A 19,475-nucleotide genomic window follows, 5' to 3' on the forward strand; every position below is an offset into this window, starting at 1 on the left:
GACCGCATTACGGAACTGGCAGACCGTGTGCCATGTGCTAATCCGCATTGGACAATGCTTTTCCATCGCTGGTTCCTCAACATGGTAGCTCATTGGCGTGGGTATGATCGGCAGCATGCGAATAGTACTTCCCCTTTGCTGGTAGGTGCGCAGGGGACACGCAAGTCTACCTTTTGCCGGGATCTGATACCGCCGGGGCTTCGCGGATATTATACCGACAGTATTGACTTCGGCCGGAAGCGGGATGCGGAAATGTATCTGAATCGTTTTGCGCTGATCAATATTGATGAATTTGATCAGATTACTTTGACGCAGCAGGGCTTCTTGAAGCATATCCTGCAAAAGCCGGTCGTCAATCTTCGCAAACCGTATGGCAATTCGATACAGGAGTTGCAGCGTTATGCTTCGTTCATAGCGACCAGCAATCAGAAGGATCTGTTGACTGATCCCTCCGGCAGCCGTCGTTTTATGTGTGTTGAGGTGACGGGTACGATTGATACGGCTCGCCCGATAGATTATGAGCAGTTGTATGCACAGGCTATGTACGAGATTTATCATGGAGAGCGATATTGGTTTGACGATAAGGATGAGGCTATCCTGACACAAGGGAATCGGGAGTTTGAACAGACTCCGCCGGCTATCCAGTTGTTTTATCGCTACTTCAAAGTTGCCGGGGATGATAAGGAAGGGGAATTCCTGTCTCCGGTAGAAATACTGGATTATCTGCAAAAAAGAACGACTATCGCTTTATCTTCCGGCAAGGCATACCATTTCGGAAGGCTGCTTCAGAAAGAAGGGATACCTTGCAAACATACGAAGAAAGGGACGGTGTATCGGGTGGTTAAGCTATAAAGAGGGTGTGGTGAAGGTGACAATAGAAAGTTGAAACTTTTTATTGTCACCTTTATTATCACCGGTTATTGTCACCCTCTTTGCGTTGATAATGAGTTGGTTATCTTGGAAAGGTGACAAGTGACAATAAGAATGGAATAATATAAAGTATGGTTCTATAAAAGTATAATAACTGAATGTTGGTTTAGCATCTATTATCTACTCTTGTGTTATAACAGGTATTCCTTTGTCACTCAGGCCCTCCGCACTAACCTTCATCCGTCGGCATGTGGTATTGTTATAGAAACTAATTTGTGCTTTGCCTTGGCTGTTGGTTTTTACATTCGGATTCCAATACAGGGTACGGCGAAAATCAATATCGCCGGGCACACTGTTGCTGTGGTTTATATGATAGAACTTTTTCACTTGTGAATAACCGTAATAGAAAGTATGACGGATTCCTTTCTGATAGCCGTCATGTAAACCATCATTGTATGGATGAACCATAATGATGACAGGAGTGTTGGGCAATGAAGCTACTGTTGCCAGATCTATATCTGACGGAGAGGCGGCTTCTATTCCTTCTTCTTTTATTTTCTTGACGGCCCAAAGTTGTGCGTAACGATCATAAAGAGTGATCTGTTTGATATTCTCAATAGGCATTTGTTCCGGAGATAACCCTCTTGCCGGGTAGCGAGTCGCTCCTTTCTCAATTTCGAAAAAGTAAACGATGTTTTTACCAGCATATTGAAAGGGGCCATCTGCGCTGTCTCTTCGTAAATGTGGAATGTAATTTTCCATATATTCTCCCAAAGTGCCGGGGTAGTTTTTACCTAAATCAATCAGTTCGTTGACATCTTTTTCCACATCATAAACGAACTCCGGAGATAATTCTTTTTTGATTCTCTGTTTTTTAATGATGACTTGCGGCAGATATTGCATTTCATTAACAAAATGTTGTTTTAAGCTGTCCTCATACTCGTCCGAGAGAACTGTAACCGTATCTTTTACCAATAAATCAGAGTAGGAGTAACTACGTGGAACAGGACTGAAATGACGGTCCAGCATAATCCGGCAGTGTTTCAGCTTTTTCTTTTCTGTAACAGACAGGCTGAGTTGCCATTTGCCTTCAAGTTTGGCACTGTCCGGTAGCATGAAGTAGAAAAGGCCGTTAGCATCTGTTTTGCAATGGCTGTGAAAGCTGGACTTGTCTTGGTTCATCCAGAAGGTGACATCTGCGTATGCTTTTGTCTTGTTTCTGAGCATCTCCATTATTTTACCGTTTATCGGAAGGGCTTGTTCAATATAATGTTTTACCCTGAAAGGTGATACATCTGCCATCGTCTGCCAGTCATAGCGACACCAACCTTGAACCATCATCAGTAAATCCAGCTTTATTCGGGTGGCGCGATCGTCTTTCTCAAAATATTGCATAGGATTGGCTACATATCCTTTTATATCAGAAGAAAGTAGCAAGTCGGTTAATATATTGTCTTGATACGAAGTGTAAATCTCCGTACCAGCATCACGTACAGAGATGGAAAAGGTACTTTCAACCGGATTCCCGTCGGAATCATTAAGTGAAAGGGACATGTTTACTTTTTCGAGAGGTGCATAAGTCGGCTTCTCTGTCTGAGCGGACAGCTGATGGAATTTTAAAGGATGTGTATTGAATGAGAGGCGTTCGGCAAGGATATTCCCTTTTTTGTCGTATAAGGTGAACTGTATACAACCGGCCGGAAGACGGGATTTGGGCAGTTGGAAAACGTAAGGAGCATCTGCCAGCCTCATGGCCTCTACTGCATAGACTGTTCCACGACAAGATACGGATACTGCAATGGTGTCACGGGGGAGGACAGGGGATTTGGATATTTCTATCTGGTATGCTTCTTCATTGCTATCATTTATGCGCATTACATAGCCAACTGGAAGTATGTCCGAGAAATTAAAGTCATACTTTTTACCTTCATGTTCGACAATTACTTTGTAGGAGGTCGTTTCCGGCAATAGCTCAAAGAAGCCCATGCTTTGATTATAGGTGGACAGGAAGGAAACTGAGTTGCCTGATGAATTATAAACAGCGCCTGTTATGTGGAGATCTTCCCCTTTTTCTCCCCATGCTTTAAAGCCGATGCGTGAAGCTAATCCGACGACTGCATTGCCACCTTCCGGAAAAAAAGCGATATTGACTTTATCTCCTTTCTTTTCTATTTTACGCTTATTCTTTACTCCAAAGCCGCTATCCATTGCTTTTTCAGAGTAGTCACCGTCTTTTTCCGGTTCATCGTAAACTGGGAAGACGCGGGAGAAGACACAATCATCTCCAAAGTTCAGCATACCTCGTGTATAAGCACGAACTTCGTAGAAACCACTACGGTAAATCCTTTTTAGTGGGAATTCGCCATGACATTGACCATTTTCTATCATTAGTTTCCGATTGGCTATCATTTCTCCCTGTGGGGTCAGAAGCTCGACATGCAGTACCTTACTTAACGGACTGAAACGGTGGTGTTCTGCTAAAACATTGTATGCTTTAAACCAGATGGTATCGCCTAAGAAGTAGCCGGTATTATCGAAATGCAGATATACTTTTTCCTGAGGGTTGCGTTTGTTGAATTGATTGATCTCTTTGATATAGTCAGACAGGACCTTTGCCGATTGGGATTGGGCAACTAAAGGCAACACTAATATATGCGCCAGTAATAGTAAAGCAGATATTTTTCTCATATTCCAATAGTATTAGTGTTCGTTTTCTTGCTGATTGCTTTGTTTGTATCAGTTCTTATGCTTGCAGTATTTAATAGAGTGGGGCTGACTAAAAAGTCAACCCCAGCTATAATTAAATTAATGAGTAGAAGAGGTACTATCAATGTCCCAATGAACAAAATAGTCGCCACTTTCGATCTTAGCACGAACTTTGGCAGCTATTGCTGCATTTTCTTCGCTATATTTGGAACAAACTAAATCAGAGATGATAGTAGGGTCATTATAACGTTTTGCCATACGTATCATGACCGGAAGCGTTTTGCCTTCACATGGCATTTCCAGACAGATTTCTTTCAGGAGCTCGATATCATTATGACGTTCATTACCCGGTTCTTTTTTCATGTCACGGCATAATAGACCTTTACTTGTACTGGATGCTCCCCATGTTCCACGCATACCGGTATCAGCATAAGTATGCGTGACGGCACCACCTACACGTGTCCAGTCATTGGTGAATCCCGGATAAGTAACTCCTCCGTCCGGATAATAGCTGCTCACTCCTTCGTTCATTAACACATATCTTTCTTCAGAACGTTCGGGAAGATGGTTGAATGCTTCGATCAGCATGAAGTAAAGTTCTACGTTACGATAAATATAAATAAAGTTATCGGCTGCGTAACTCCATTTCTGCATTCTCCAGTTGCCATATGAATCCTGACTGAAATGACTGTTGAATCGTCCGTCACGGGAATCTTCCGAAGTGAAAGCGTTCGGATTAAAATTCTTGTCAGAATAACGTGCTACGCCTAATTCTGATGGTCTCAGGATAGGAGCGGAATAAAGATTCTGCTTGGTTGCATTGGTCTGATTCTTTTTGTATTCATACGTGATTACTGAAACTGCCGCTTGTCCATTAGGATTATCTCCTCTGAACACTTTTGAATAAGCGTTGTGGTAGTTGGCCTGGCACATCCATTTGGTGTAACTAGAGGCAGAAGCAAATGCTTCATTCATTTTAGGCAGAATCAGATCAATGACATCTTGCCATCTTCCTTGCCATAAAGCGAGTTCTGCTGCCAGTGCGAAATATTCCGGGGTCATAAGGTCCCAATAGGTATAGTCACCTGCTGAAAGTGAACTGTCTGAAGCAATCCATTCAGTCCATGGCATGGTATGATTTCCGTCGATTCCGTCGAAACCTGTTTTCAGATACTCTACACATTTTACTATTGTCTGATCTAAGTTCAGTTTGGGATATTGGGAATAATCTTTCATTTCGTGCATCGGATCGTCAAACCAAACTACTTCGTTATAGATTTTCGCCATAGTAAGATATACCCATGCTTTTACTCTTACAGTGCTGGCAACTAATCCTTTGTAGTGTTCCATATCGATGCTGTAGAGATGGGCCTGTTTGAATTCATAGATTTTCTGAAGATAATCGTTGCATGAGATGATCAAATCATAATATTTGGCCGGATCGGCATATTTATTGCCTGTCAGGTCCGATTCATAATTGGATAACGCATACATGTCGACATCTCTGTCGGTAGGGATCATCATTTCAGCCCGGGAATCGGTCAGGTAAATGGCTTTGTCGCCAATAGCCTGCATTTTCGTTGCGACTCCCAGAAAGCCTGCATACATTTCACTGGCTTCCTTTATATAGTCATCTCCTTTCAGCATTGTGTTGTTGTCCGGTTCAAAGAAGTCGGAGCAGGCACTAAGCCCCATCATGGCTATACCACACAACATGCTTTTTAATAGTATATTCTTTTTCATTGTCGTTAGAATTTCAAATTAACACCAAATTTTACAGATTTCGGTTGCACCATCTTTGCATAATCCAGTCCTTGAGACATTTCGCCGTAAGAGTAAGAGAATTCCGGGTCTAGTCCCAGGTATTTCGTTGCTGTCAAAAGGTTTTCACCTGATACGTACAAGGTACCTGAACGGAAGAAGTTAAGTACGGTTTATTGAAACTGTAACTCAAAGTCACGCTCTTCATACGAAGATAAGAAGCGTCTTCTAGCCATCTTTCAGAGAATGAAGTACTGCGATAAGGGTCATTGTGCTGTACGCGTGGCATATCGGTTACTTGTCCGTCCAGTGACCAGCGATTCAGTACGGCGATACTTTGGTTGCCCAGGGTATTCATGCCTTCCAGCTGATTTCGTACGGCATTGTATGCCATGTTACCTTTAGAATAGCTAAATTCGGCACCAAGTGCAAATCCTTTGTATTTGAATTGAGTATAGAAACCTCCGAAGAAATCAGGAGCAGCACTTCCCAAAGCGACACGGTCTTTGCTGTCGATTCTATGATCTCCATTCTGGTCTACATAATGCATGTCTCCGCCCCGGAAATAGTTACCGTTATCTGCCATTAAATTAGCAGCTTCAGCTTCTGCCTGTGTGGAGAATACGCCTACTACCTGATATCCATAGAACTGATAGGGAGACTTTCCGACTTCGGTTATCCAGTTTCCGTTAATGATTCTTTCTTCACCGCCCAGCGAAGTGATCTTGTCGTCGTAATGAGCGATATTGCCTCCTACAATCCATTCGAAGTCCCGGGTACGAACCAATGAGGCCTGCACGGAAAGTTCCACTCCTTTATTGTCCATTTTGCCGACATTTGCGTAGTAAGGTGCGGAACCGTATATGGACGATGTAGGCTGCATACAGATCATATCACTGATCTTATTATTGAAATAATCAAAAGATACATTTAAGCGGTTACGGAACAATGACAGGTCCAGTCCTAAATTAAGGGAAGCATTCTTTTCCGGTTTTAGATGTGTGTTCGGTACATTGACGCGTGCAATGGCGGAGATATCCTGATAAGCGGCTGATGAGTAATAGAACGTACCCATGTTGCTTGCGAAGCGGGTATTACCGGTCAAACTATATTCAGCACGTACATTTAGCTTGTTGATCCATTCTGAATTTTGAAGAGGCTTCCAGCCTTTGCCCAACAAGGTTACCCCTGCTGACGGATACACATAGAAACGGTTGGCACTTGTTCCTGTAGACGATGCTCCGTCTACTGATACATTGACAGATGCCTGTACCAGATTGTTGTAAGTATAGTCCGCATGTCCGTAATAGCTCATCCAGTTCCACTTATTCAAGTAACCATAAAAACGACGTCCGTCGGCTTGTGTATTGCCCAGTGTCTGATAAAAGTCATTATCCGTGTTACGTCCTTCACCCACATCAAACTCGTTTTTGGTGGTGAGGATCTGTGCACCGGCGATGGCATTCAGCTGGTGGATACGATTGAACATTTTAGAATAACGCGCATTCAGATTCAAATACATATTGCTGGTTTCACCCACACCGGAACGAACCATGTTGTTTGCTGTACCATAAGTGTCTGATATCGGAACGATTGTTTTGTCCGTCAATCCGGGGATAAACATAGACTCATTGTCATAGTTGTAGTACATTCCTACCAATCCGGTGAATACCAATCCGGGCAGCGGGGTATAGTTTACACCTGCTCTCAGAGTTAAATCATATTGGCGGTTGTGCGCATCTAACGTATTGACGATGGCCAATGGGTTGCTTATTGCAAAATCCATGGTTGTACATTTACCGAAATAGTAAGGTGAATACGTACTTAATATATTTCCATCCTTATCCTTGTTGTACGGACTTAGTACCGGTGATTGTGCATAGGCGGCCAGGATAGGATTGGTTTTGATGTTCATCCCTTGTTCCTGAAAATGTCCGTTTAAGTAAGCTAGTCCGATAGTGGCAAAGATATCCACTTTCTTGCTTACGAGGATATTACCGTTCAGTTGGGTATGGAAACGTTCTGTACTGGTGCTTTCATATAGACCGTTTTCTTTGGAATATCCTAATGAGAGGTCATATTTGGCAATTTCGTCACCACCTTCCACACGGAAAAGATGATCGGTCGCATACCCTGTGTTGTACATCAAATCCTGCCAGTCAGTCTGATTATTATAAGTGTTGAGATACAATGGGTTATTAGGATCTTTCAAGAAAGGAAAGTTGCTATAGAATTTATCCATATCACTATAATATGTCATACCCGCGTCTGTCAGGTAGTTCAAATAATCTTTTCCACCCAGCAGAGGAATGCGTTTGTCACTCCAGGTTACACCGTATTGTCCGTAATAACTAACTTTGGTTTCCATGTCGTTGGAGCTGGCACCATCTGTCTGGATTAAAATAACTCCGTTCGATCCCATTGAACCATACATGGCGGCTTCTGCTCCCTTCAGTACTGTGATATTCTGGATATCATTGATATTGTATGCCTGAAAGATATCACGTGTTAAGCCTCCGATGATCGGTGATTCATTTTTGTCCGGCAAGTAGGGTACACCATTGACTACGATCAATGGTGCGTTGTCACCTGTCAGTGAACGGATACCCCGGAGATTATAATAACTGCCTTCGCCCGGCATACCGCTACCGCGTTTCATTTGTAAACCTGCTACTTGTCCTGCCAAAGCCCGGTCAATCTTAGCACTTCCTAACAGGAAATCCTTCTTTGCAATATTCGTTGCAGCAGTATAATCGGAAATCTCCGTATTATCTCCCCGGAAGGGTAGCACAACTTGCTCGTTGTGTTTGTACTGATTGTCTGAAATCATCATGATCACCACTTCCGTTCTTCCGTTCAGCAATTGCCGAACGGGAAGATAGCCGGGTGCCCAAACCGATATAACTCCGGATTTATCTCTTAATTTAAAAGTGAATTCCCCATCGGCTTTAGTAGTCGCATTCAAGGTGTCCTGTACAGACACTACGGCATCTGCTATAGGTGTATTAGTGGCAGAGATAATCTTACCTGTCAGTTTGTAGTTTTTCTGTCCGTACATGCAAGTTGCAAACAACAATGGTAATGCAACTGCAAGCATTCTTTTTATATTTTTCATATCATTCCTTATCTAGATTAATAACAATTTGCAGTCGGGCGGATACACCAATGTTCAGGAGTAAAAGCTGTTCCTCCATTGTGTGTGGCCACGAACTTCAAACGAAGTTCCACGGGTTCATTTCCTTCAATTGTAAATACACCGACTTCTCCACCGTCTCTGTCGTATTTATTATTCAGACTTGACGGGTAAAACTCTGGAGCTCCTCCACCTCCACGGTCATGAGAGTAACTACTCCATTTGGACCTTACGATTGTTCCTACAAGTTTGTCGTTAACATAAATGCTGCAATCATTCTTCATATTTGAATTCTTTCCAACTCCGAAATGAAGAGTATACTCACCTGGAGGAATCATATATGGTTCAATGTCATAAGTATTATCGTTATGTAAATCAAATTTAAATGTAGTAAAGTCTAATATGGTTTCCAGATTATTTGCGTCTTGACGTACTAACCATAAATATTCATTGCTAATTTCCGGCCATCCGTATCCGGGTGTCCATGCTTTTACTTCAGTACGTGTGGGGCCGCCACTACCATACGGAGCTAAATTTGTACATGCAAAATATTTGTCTTTGTCGTTTTGATCCATGTATTTAAACCATTTGAACAGGTCTTTAAAACGCCATATTAACACGTCTTTTTGTGGTAATTTCAGAGAAGTGACATAATAAGCAATACCATTACTCATTCTCACTGGATTATCAAGGTCTACTTTATTGACGGTAGTTCTCCACTGTTTGCCAAAAGCGGAAGTTAAGTCCGGTTTTTGCGGATCATTGAAAACTTCGGCGTCGTATTCCACATCTTTGAAAAACATTGCCTGAAAACACCAGTTCTCCAAGATTGAGTCCGGACGTTCGATTTTCCATTTTTTTAGTTTTGCTTTGCCTTCATCTAATGCTTTCTTGATTAACTCATCAGATGGGATAAGAACAGTTATTTTCTTGCTTTCAGATGCTAAATCTAAACCTTTATCCAGGAAGTAGGGATTCTTTACAGTGAATACAGAGTCATAAACTGTATTTCCGGATTCATCTACTCCAATACTAAGACTGTTATTTCTGTCAAAGGTCTTCACATTCCTTGAAAGAATTGCATTTTTGAATATGGAATATTCATCTGATAGCCCTTCTATGGTTTCCAGCAAAGATTTAGGAGTAACAATAATGTTGTCTAATTCATAAACATAACCATTGTTCACCTTAACTACTTTCTTTACTTTACAATTGCTGTTGAAAATAATTTCCTGTGATCCGTTTTCTTCTGATGTTGTTTTGTTAATCATCACATATTTTCCGTTCCACATCATCAGGCGTTGACCATCTTCGATGGTATTTGGAGAAAGGGAGGCAGTCGTTATATGACTTTTTGCCATGTAGGCTTTCTCTTCGTCGATGCCGTCGTCCGAGCTTCTCACGGTAGTCATTAGTGTATTGTCAACGACAAAAAGGGTGTAAGATACTCCGGCAGCTTCCATTTCTTTAAAGATTCCTGTTTCTTTAAACAGATTGCATATAGAGCTATATGATTGTTGTGACTCTAAATATTCAATAGCTGGTGCGTCCACAATAGTCATTTCCTCATTATTGATGACAGCTGCTTGCTTATTGTAATGGTTATCCCATTCGTCCGTACAAGAAGACATCAATCCTCCCCATATGATTGCAGCGGATAAGATATATTTATATACTTTCATAATCTGATTCAATTTATTGGTTCAAACAAAATATAATCGACCTGGATACGGAAGTCTTTTGAAATACTGGCCGCCGGATCATTTAAGGTGATTCTCATCGTATATTCCTTCATATCTGGGATTTCTACTACATCGTATAACACTGTATCAAATAACCCCATAGTTACCAGATAATTGCCATTAGCGTCTGTGTCACTCGGAAGACTGGAATACAGAGGGTAAGACACAGAACTTACATTCTCCATTTCGGGGAATTCCACATCTATTTGTCCTCCATTACTTCCACTACCGTAGGAACGGAAATTCTTCATACTGTTAGCATAAAAATAACGTAAGGTCACTTTATATTTTCCGGGAATCATAACAGGAGATTTCATTTGTACCCATCCTTTATAACCCAGTGAAACTGTCAGTAAATCACCATGTAAGAATCTTCTTGTTTTATCCTGGTTATCATAGTTTGCATTACTGCGCAGAGTTCTGTAGGCCAGGTTTCCAAAGTTACTAACCGGCATTCCTTGAGAACCTACTTTATATTCATAACATGCCAGTTTGGCATCCTTCAGTTCTGTTGACGGTTCTGCTTTTGCATCTATCTCTTGTTGGAAAATCTGCCCATCTACTCCGTTAGAACCAATATAGTTGGCTACTTCCGGATAGTCGGCTAGGTCCCAGTAAATGATAAATGGCTTAAGATCCTTGCAAATAGGAAGCAGGCCTTCCAATTGTTGTATATAACCGTTCTTAGTCTGATAGTCGCAGTCGCTTTCACGGAAAACGGTTCTCATTTCACTGCCGCCATCATAATTTAAGTAATAATTGTCATCTGCCTCCTGAGATATTTTAATAGCTGCATTTTCGCAAGCGGTTCCCCATATCTTACAAGTGGCTACTGTATCTACATCAAACTTTTTGAGATTATCGACCTTGTAACGTCCGTTCAGAATGTGATAAGCTGCATAGCGGTTTAGTGCATTGTTCTTATTCTCATAGTCTTCGCCGGCTCCCAGCTTCTTTACCAAATCGTCACACGAAGAAATCCCTTTACTTTGGAAAACGTCATCGGGTACTCCCAATATAGTATAGTTCCGTCGTACTTCCTGTTTGGTCCCGTCGGGCATCGTGATTGTATCGGCAATGATATTCAAAGTGTCATGCCATCCGGTTCGTTTCAATGCTTCTGCAAGAATGTTATTCTTATTATTCTCGAATAATTTCTGATAAACACTTTCAACCATCGGACGCATTACATCATCCAATACATAAACAAAGCCGTTGGAAGTATGTATCGCCAGTTCTTTTACGTGCGCTTCTCCATTCATATACATAGCGTTAAATCCTCCTTCGGATGAATCATCTGCATTAAAGGTTACTTCCAGTATGTCATTGGACAGGGTTTTGTCTTCCAACTCTCCACCTTTGGAAAATTCTTCCAATGTGATCGTATCATTCACCAAATGGTATTGTACGAGTTGTCTTACATAGACTTTTCCTAATTCTTCGACCGAAGAAACTTTCTTTTCCTGATAGAAAGCTTCCATAGCCTGATTGGTAGGAGCGAACAGGGTTAACTTGGCAGTTGCTTGATTTACTGCATTGTACATATCTGCATATTTCATAACCTTAATCCATTCTGAAAAATCATCGGGACGGGTGCTCAGGTAAGATGAAATGGGTTGCATGTCATATACTGCAAAAGTTTCATCCTTATAAGGATCGTCGCAGGAATAAACAGCAGCGACAATGATCAATATACAAATTCTAATCAAATTTTTCATAGCAATATAATTAATCGGTTACACCCGCATAATACGGATTTTGAACTAACAATAAATTGGCATCAATTTCACTTTGACTGATCGGCAGATACCAAGCATATTCATTACTCAATACAGAACGCAGCCAAGATACGTTGGCGGTTGAATTGTAGGTTACAATCATTTCAATAAATGAATCCTTATACCTGTAATTTTTCATTTTACCGAAGCGAACCAGGTCATACCATCTTTTTCCTTCTGCGGCAAATTCTATATTACGTTCATGCAGTACGGCTTGCAGCATTTCTTCTTCTGTTGCAGATTCAGCAGTTAAATCCAGGTCCTTTAACCGGGCACGGTTGCGTACTTTATTAATGATTTCCAATGCCTCTTCATAACCGGCAGCGCCTTTCCAGATGAGTGCTTCTGCTTTCATTAATAAGATTTCGGCCATACGGTAAATGATGTAGTTGGCATCGTCATTCGGACGTACCTGGCTTAAATCCTGATATTCCGATCCTTTGTATTTCCAGACGCAATACTGTTTTTTATCTGCTGTTCCTGTTGCATCCAAGTCTGCATATGCTCCCCATTTAGCACGTACGGAAGCGGTAATATCACCAGCGCCATTCTCGATACTTTCATTATATAAATCTTCGCACATGGCTTCTGTATATAGATATGGTGCGGTAGTGCTGAGTGTAAAGTAGTAAGAAGGTGAGGTCCCTTTGTTTTCTTCCTGTTGGGCAAAATTCTTTTCGTCCCAATTGATCTCAAAGATGGATTCATTACTGTTTCCTTGAGTAAAGATAGTGATCCACTGTTCAGGAACTGCCATGAATACGGGGCGGCGTGTAGCTGTTGCATTAATCAGCTGATTGGCATATTCTATACAGCCGTCGTAATCTTCGCTCCACAAGCAGACATCTGCCATCAAAGCGTACAACGCCCATTTGGTAGCACGTCCTTTACTGGCACCTTCCCATTGGTCATCTTCAAAAAACTCTTTAGCAGCTCCGCTATCCAGTGCGGTTTGAATGTCCGACTTAATCTGAGCGATTATATCTTCTTCTGAAGATTTTGCAATATCGTAAGGAGCAGAATCGTCTACATAAGGTTCTGTTACAATCGGAGCTTCCTTAAAGTTGCGAACCAAGTAGAAATGGCACAATCCGCGTAAGAAATAAGCTTCGGATAAATGTGAATTCATGGTGACTTCCATGTAGGTTTTATCTTTTGCTTGTACTTCCGGTGCATATTTAATCACAGAATTGGCCATATTCAGTATTTTGTATATGGATGCCCAACTGCATAAAGCGTCGGAAGCCGTAATCTGGAAATTTTGCAATTTCTGTTTTTTAGTATCACTGTAGGCGTAGATAGAAGCACCTCGTAGCTCTCCCCAATCAACCAGTGTCCGGGTACAGGCACGCAAAGATGAATATCCTGAAGCTAATACCGCTTCTACGTCTTCTTTAGCTTTCCAATAATTAGCTGTTATCTGCTCATTTTTAGGATAAACTTCAAGCCAGTCACTACAACTGCCACAAAGTAAGCTCCCGAAAGCGAATAAACATATTAATATCTTTTTCATATCTGAATAGTATTAGAAACTCATATTTAAACCGAAAGAAAATCTCTTAGCGACAGGAGTCGTAGCTGTATCTATGGCCAGATTACTACTATTAGTAGATACTTCCGGGTCCTGTCCTGTATAGTTAGTCCATGTAAACAAGTTATATCCCGTTACGAATACACTTAATGAATTTACATTAAATCTATTACAGATCTTTCTTGGGAATCCGTAACTTAATGTCATTGATTTCAAACGTACAAAAGAAGCTTTTTCTACGAAGCGGTCTGATCCCAGATAGTTTCGTCCTTCATTGTACAAAGCACGAGGTATATCCGTATTATCCCCTTCGTTCTTCCAACGACGAAGTACAGCCTTGCTTTGATTGCTTGAGCCATACATGGATTCGTTGTTCATACGAGCCATATTGACGATAGATTGTCCAAAACGTCCATGGAAGAAAGCACTTAAAGTCACTTGTTTGTATTTGACAGTTACTCCTCCACCTCCGGTTACTAAAGGTTGACTATTACCGAGGTAAACAATATCGTATTTGTTAATAACACCGTCATGATTAATATCCTCATACATTGCATCACCGGGATAGCATAGATAGGAACCGTTTTTCATCACAATGGGGTTACCTTTCAAGTCATTCATGACATTACCTTCTGCATCTCGAGCATAAGTAGCGTCTTTGTTCTGATAAACACCCTTATAACGATAACCGAAGAATGAACCGATAGGACGGCCAACTTGTGTGATATATGCATATTCTCCATTTTTCACTTCGTCAGCATTCTTTATACCTTCTGTTGCGCCAGACTGTAATTCAGTAATTTTATTTTTGTTACGTGATACATTAAAATAACCGCTTACGCGCCAATCTTTATTTTCAAAGAAAACCAGGTCTGTACGGAATTCCCATCCTTGGTTTCTGGTAGATCCCGAGTTGAAGTAGGCAATATTAGAAAATCCTGTTGTAGAAGGTATTCTGTAATTTTTGTTCAAAATGTCTTCTCTGTCCCTCCAATAGTAATCAAAAGTAAATCTCAAACGGTTGTGTAAGAAACCGAAGTCAGCTCCGATATTATATTCCTTAAGAGATTCCCATTTTAATTGATCCAATTGCATACGGTTTGGAGCAATGGAAGACATATTCATATAATTATCTCCAGTTGATTTAAATGCACCCATATAAACGGAGTTACCTTTAGGAGGAGTTCCACTTTCTCCATAGCTGAGACGTATTTTAGCCATATCCAACCATTTTTCTTTTGCAGCAGCAAGGAAAGGTTCGTCCTGAATATTCCAGTTTACACCAAATGCAGGGAAATAACCCATACGTTGGTTGCGTCCCATTGCCGAACTACTTTCTATGTTTAACAATGCCTGGAACACATAACGTCCTAACAATGTATAGTTAATCATTCCCATTCCTGAAACGCTCCGACCTTCGGATTCGCCTGAGCCCATGCTTTGTACAGATGTTCCTACTATTGGATCGGATAACCCGGACGAGGCCATTCCGGATGTTTTACTAGCGTAGCTGGAACTTGTAGACTGGCTGGTATTCCAACGCAGGTTGGTGATCAAATTGTGTTTACCATTCCAGTTTTTCATAAACTGAAGCTTGTTTTCAGTTTGTATAGACAAACTTTCGGACATACCATCATAAGCCTGATTGGCAAAAGCGTTCATCCAAACTGAACCTGTTACAGATTGTGGCAGGAACTTGGTGTTTTTGGATGTATTCATTTTGATAGATACATAACCGCTGTAAGTGAAGCCTGGTAGTATTTTATAATTGGCATCAATAATAGCTCTGGTTTCCCGTTGAAGTGTATTGTTTTTAGATTCTTTTGCCATAGCTACCGGATTGTAGTTAGTTGCATTACTTCCTGCATCATTACTACTGAGTACGCCTTCCCAATCAGTGGTTTGGCGAGTGAAATATTGATCCAGTGGAAGATGAGTTACATCGTCAATCACATAAGGTGACTTATTAGGCATCTTTTTAAAGGCTTCAGAACGGACGGTGGTAGCCCAGTTTGCATCTTTATCGGTTTGAGTATAGGTAACATTAGCGCCAAATCTCAATTTCTTCGAGAAATTATAATCAATACGCAATGTAGAGTTAAAACGATTCATTGAAGTACCGATTGTTGTTCCGTCATCGGTTGCATAGCCCAAAGAAAGACGATATGTTGCTCTGTTACCACCTCCACTCATAGAAAAACTGTTATCGGAAGATAAAGCATTTTGGCGTACTAAATCTAGCCAGTCGGTATTCTGATGGTATTCATCATAATATTGCCAATCCGGATTATCTCCGATTTCCGGTGTATTGAATAACAGACGAAGGTAATTGGATGCTTGGCTTACACCTACATAATTGGCACTGTTCCAAATAGCATCCTGCATTAAGGCAACATATTCGTCTCCGTTTAACATCGGGATTGTTTTGGGCTCTACTTTAGCAGTCCACTTGGAAGAGAAAGAGAAACGAGTTTTACCTACTGATCCTTTTTTGGTAGTAATGATCAATACACCGTTGGCTCCTTTGGTTCCCCATACAGCTGTAGCTGAGGCGTCCTTCAGTACTTCTACCGATTCGATGTCATTCGGTGAAATGTTCAGAAGTGCTCCTAAGTCTTCTTCATTGGCTGTTGCAAAATCAAAATCACTGGTGTTACTATCTGAATAGGGCACACCGTCAATAACGATCAAAGGGTCGGAAGAGGCATTCAATGTACTGGCACCACGAATAAATATAGTACTTTTTGCTCCCGGATCACCACTTAATGTGATATCCACACCTCCTAATTGTCCTTGCAAAACTTCTTCGACAGATGTCACAGGAGAGGTAGCTACCAGGTCTTCCATATTAATTTTTTGTGTGGCAGAAGTCTGTTCTTTCAGTCCTACTCCCAAATCATTACGGTCTTTACGTTCAGCCACAATCTCAACCTGGCCTATTGCCTCAGACGTTGATTCCATTGTGACATTCAGTGATTTTTGTCCTGTATACTTTATTCTCTTTGTTTTCATCCCAATATAAGAAAACACGAGAGTCAGATCTTTCTCTTTTTCAGGAATAGCCAATTTGTACTGACCGTTCATGTTGGTAACAGTACCTCCCAATGAACGTTCCTGTGAGTTCATAATATTAATATTAACACCAATCAAAGGTTCTGCACTTTTCCCAAAGAGTTCCGTCACATTACCGATGATAATCTGCTGTGTCTGTGCCACTACTTCTCCTACAGTACAAAGAAGTATGACTACAGAAAAATATAATTTTGTTAACTTCATAATTCTTAAAATTCAAATTACATAAGAAGAGATTCGATAAAATGGAAACATCCGTCGTTATAACAGAATGGGAAATAATTATATTTTCCAGACACTTGGACTACTTTGGTACCGTCCTTAAGTTGGATTGAGAGAGAAGTCCCCAAATCTTTATAAACAATTGTATTTCCGCTGTAATTGACATATTCGCCGTTTTCCATCTTCGAACCCGGATAACAAGCTGAAGGAACAGAAGAGGCTACAAGGAAATAATTACTGATGTATTTCTTTAGCTCAATCTTTTCGTCACTGGTCAGTCCATTGCCGGAATCAATCAAACCTAATGAACCATCTTCATAGACCATCAATTTGTCTGCTCCGGGAATCTCTTTGTCTGCCAATGCATTCTTTAATGTTTCATTGGTCGGAATAAAAGCAATGGTACGACCGGCCAGTCCTGCTATTGTTTCTCCGGAAATCATATCAGCTTGTTTCAACAACTGGGCAAAGCAATAATAGGGATAACGTGTATCCTGGCAGATAGCTAATGCTTTTTGCAGACTGCTTCCCTGACCGTCCTCAGTTTCAGCTTCAAACAATCCGGATATAGCGTTTGCTTTATACGTGTAAGTCTTTCCATTTGCCCACGGTTTACCGCTATTGGTGACTTCTTCAAATTCGACAAACGGGTCAATGGTACTGCCCGGCTCTAGGACACCATTGAAATGATTACTACATGTTATCTTTCCATCCTTTACAAACCAGTAGCAGAAAGCGGACTGAATAGGTACGATCTGTGTTCCCTGCTTTTTAAGTTCTACTTCCTCACTCATTACAGTATGAGCTCGTATGATGCGTTGCAATTCGTCAGAAGAAACAGCTTCCCATTCTCCTTCGGGTTTCTGTTCCAGTTTTCCTCCTTCAGCATAATAATTCAGGAAGATGCCGTCTGCTTCGAATGCGGAGTTGTCTGGAATCAGTAATGTGTATTTCTCGTTTTCTGCTCCGAATGAACTTAACAGATTAGCGCCATTCATTGCATATAGGAAATTCAGGAATCTTTTTTCATGAAAAGCAGGACCGGATACGGAGTTGAAAAGAATCGGGGTCTGTATCTTGCTTAAACCGTAAAAGCTGCCATTCACACACATCTTTCTGTTTACGTCCGATGCATAAGGGTCAAAGTTGTATTTTGTACCCGAAGCGGTAGTAACTGTGCCATTAACAATTTCTTCAGGAAAAGCTACTGAACCACTATATACATATTCATTCAAGAATAAAGTCTGGATCAACGGATCAAGAGAATTGTAGTCTGCATAACCACTGTTTTTCCAGTATGAATTGAAGAATTCACTTAATGCCGTATTATTTGGGGCAAATAAACTATATGCACGATAAGCTAATGTGTCCAGGCGTTGATAGTCATATTTATACCATTCCATTGCAATAGGAGCTAATGGAGATCTGTGGCTATGCAAATATAACGTATCCGCGTTCAATGCGCTACCATATTTTTGAGTAAGTTCATCGTTGGGCGTATAGATGGAGAATTTGTCATACATAGCCAGAAAATCAGAGTATTCTGTATTAGATTTAAGTTGGTCGTAAATAGATCCCAAAGGTTCCAAAACTTTGTTGATCGTGTGGATGTAGCCATTGTTGGCTATTAAGCCATATTCTTTCACAGATGCTTCCGAAACATTAAATCCGTCATTACCGGTCCAGGTTGAATTAGGATAGAAAGCTTCGTAATTCTTTTTTGCATCTATTTTCTTAGATGAGAAAAAATAATGTGAAAAGACTGGGACAAATCGTTCCAGGTGATAAACTGTGACTGATTTGCCTGTTAAAGGATCAACTTCTCTTGTCGGTTCCCCTGAACTGCGTGTCCGGAATTTGTAGTATAATCCCGGATCAAGAATTTCGGTACCTTCATCGTAGGCTCCTTCACCTTCAGGACGGAAATTTTCCATACTACCTTTATTATAGGAGTAATAAAGTAGGTGGAATCCGATTAGTTCTTTCAGTTCCCTGGCAGGAACATCTTGTACTGTCGAATAATTATGTTCTGACAGATAAGCAGTAAAGGCATTGTTGTCCGGTGCCATAACGGTCATTAATCCTCTACCGTTCATGATTTCATAATAACCGGCACGTTCTGCTGCTTCAAGGAACATGGAAAATTGTCCGTCCATGCTTTCATCCGAAAGTAATTCCCAAGCGCTTCCTTTTACCCACCCGGGAACCTCATAATGTTCATCCATCTTATCCTCACAGGACCATAGGAAAAATGGAATAAAAGACAGCCATAGCAGCCTTCGCATAATCGTTAAGTTTTTCATAATACTAAAAAATAAATATTTCAATAATAACTAAGATGTTTCTCACGTACTTATGAAATTAATATTGCACACAAATGTCACAGTTGATACAAGTTGCATCATCAGAAGAGATTTGTGTGCGTAAACAAGTTGTCACATTGGTTGCTCTTTTCATATAATCCAATTAAGTTAAACAAAAGTTAGATTCTGTTTTCGAAAGGTACTTTATTATAAATACCTGTGAAAAACTGTTGCAAACATAAGGAGTTAGTGAAGAAATACCAATGAAGAATCGTACAAAAGCATGGAAAATACCGTCTTTTGCACGAAAATCCATGCAATGAATCCATTTTTTATTAAGAAGAGTGTTCAGAGAGG

At 40.8% G+C, this 19,475-nt stretch carries 8 protein-coding genes and 1 pseudogene; 1 reads left to right on the forward strand and 8 read right to left on the reverse strand.

Annotation, left to right across the window (positions count from 1 at the left end):
* Positions 1-852 (forward strand): VapE domain-containing protein (locus tag HMPREF9007_RS22620; RefSeq protein ID WP_032850045.1); only part of this gene is annotated, 852 nt, incomplete at its 5' end.
* Between the two features lie 198 nt (positions 853-1,050).
* Here the strand turns inward: HMPREF9007_RS22620 and HMPREF9007_RS22615 are convergent.
* The 8 genes and pseudogenes from HMPREF9007_RS22615 to HMPREF9007_RS22580 form a co-directional block, all read right to left on the reverse strand.
* Positions 1,051-3,558 (reverse strand): hypothetical protein, encoded by a 2,508-nt coding sequence (locus tag HMPREF9007_RS22615; protein ID WP_008759830.1) that lies wholly within the window; start codon positions 3,556-3,558, stop codon positions 1,051-1,053.
* Positions 3,559-3,675: 117 nt separating this feature from the next.
* Positions 3,676-5,319, reverse strand: coding sequence for a hypothetical protein (locus HMPREF9007_RS22610; RefSeq protein WP_008759831.1), 1,644 nt, complete (start codon positions 5,317-5,319; stop codon positions 3,676-3,678).
* Positions 5,320-5,324: 5 nt separating this feature from the next.
* Positions 5,325-8,452: pseudogene (locus tag HMPREF9007_RS22605) on the reverse strand (SusC/RagA family TonB-linked outer membrane protein).
* A gap of 17 nt (positions 8,453-8,469) precedes the next feature.
* Complete coding sequence (locus HMPREF9007_RS22600; RefSeq protein ID WP_032850103.1) at positions 8,470-10,152, reverse strand: fasciclin domain-containing protein; 1,683 nt, start codon at positions 10,150-10,152, stop codon at positions 8,470-8,472.
* 8 nt (positions 10,153-10,160) lie between these two features.
* Complete coding sequence (locus HMPREF9007_RS22595) at positions 10,161-11,930, reverse strand: DUF5108 domain-containing protein (RefSeq protein WP_032850050.1); 1,770 nt, start codon at positions 11,928-11,930, stop codon at positions 10,161-10,163.
* Positions 11,931-11,940: 10 nt separating this feature from the next.
* A complete protein-coding gene (locus tag HMPREF9007_RS22590; protein WP_008759834.1) occupies positions 11,941-13,503 on the reverse strand; it encodes a RagB/SusD family nutrient uptake outer membrane protein in 1,563 nt (520 codons plus the stop codon).
* A gap of 12 nt (positions 13,504-13,515) precedes the next feature.
* Positions 13,516-16,797 carry a SusC/RagA family TonB-linked outer membrane protein gene (locus HMPREF9007_RS22585; protein ID WP_008759835.1) on the reverse strand — a complete coding sequence of 1,094 codons (3,282 nt, stop codon included), beginning with the start codon at positions 16,795-16,797 and terminating at the stop codon, positions 13,516-13,518.
* Between the two features lie 17 nt (positions 16,798-16,814).
* Positions 16,815-19,118: a fasciclin domain-containing protein gene (locus HMPREF9007_RS22580; protein WP_252195031.1), complete on the reverse strand. Its 2,304-nt coding sequence runs from the start codon at positions 19,116-19,118 to the stop codon at positions 16,815-16,817.
* Between the last annotated feature and the right edge of the window lie 357 nt (positions 19,119-19,475).

The sequence above is a fragment of the Bacteroides sp. 1_1_14 genome, assembly GCF_000162515.1.
Taxonomy (GTDB): domain Bacteria; phylum Bacteroidota; class Bacteroidia; order Bacteroidales; family Bacteroidaceae; genus Bacteroides; species Bacteroides thetaiotaomicron.

Bases quoted from the DNA above. Each gene is read 5' to 3' on its own strand.
- HMPREF9007_RS22615 (WP_008759830.1), bottom strand. From the start codon at position 3,558: ATGAGAAAAATATCTGCTTTACTATTACTGGCGCATATATTAGTGTTG.
- HMPREF9007_RS22610 (WP_008759831.1), bottom strand. From the start codon at position 5,319: ATGAAAAAGAATATACTATTAAAAAGCATGTTGTGTGGTATAGCCATG.
- HMPREF9007_RS22600 (WP_032850103.1), bottom strand. From the start codon at position 10,152: ATGAAAGTATATAAATATATCTTATCCGCTGCAATCATATGGGGAGGA.
- HMPREF9007_RS22595 (WP_032850050.1), bottom strand. From the start codon at position 11,930: ATGAAAAATTTGATTAGAATTTGTATATTGATCATTGTCGCTGCTGTT.
- HMPREF9007_RS22590 (WP_008759834.1), bottom strand. From the start codon at position 13,503: ATGAAAAAGATATTAATATGTTTATTCGCTTTCGGGAGCTTACTTTGT.
- HMPREF9007_RS22585 (WP_008759835.1), bottom strand. From the start codon at position 16,797: ATGAAGTTAACAAAATTATATTTTTCTGTAGTCATACTTCTTTGTACT.
- HMPREF9007_RS22580 (WP_252195031.1), bottom strand. From the start codon at position 19,118: ATGAAAAACTTAACGATTATGCGAAGGCTGCTATGGCTGTCTTTTATT.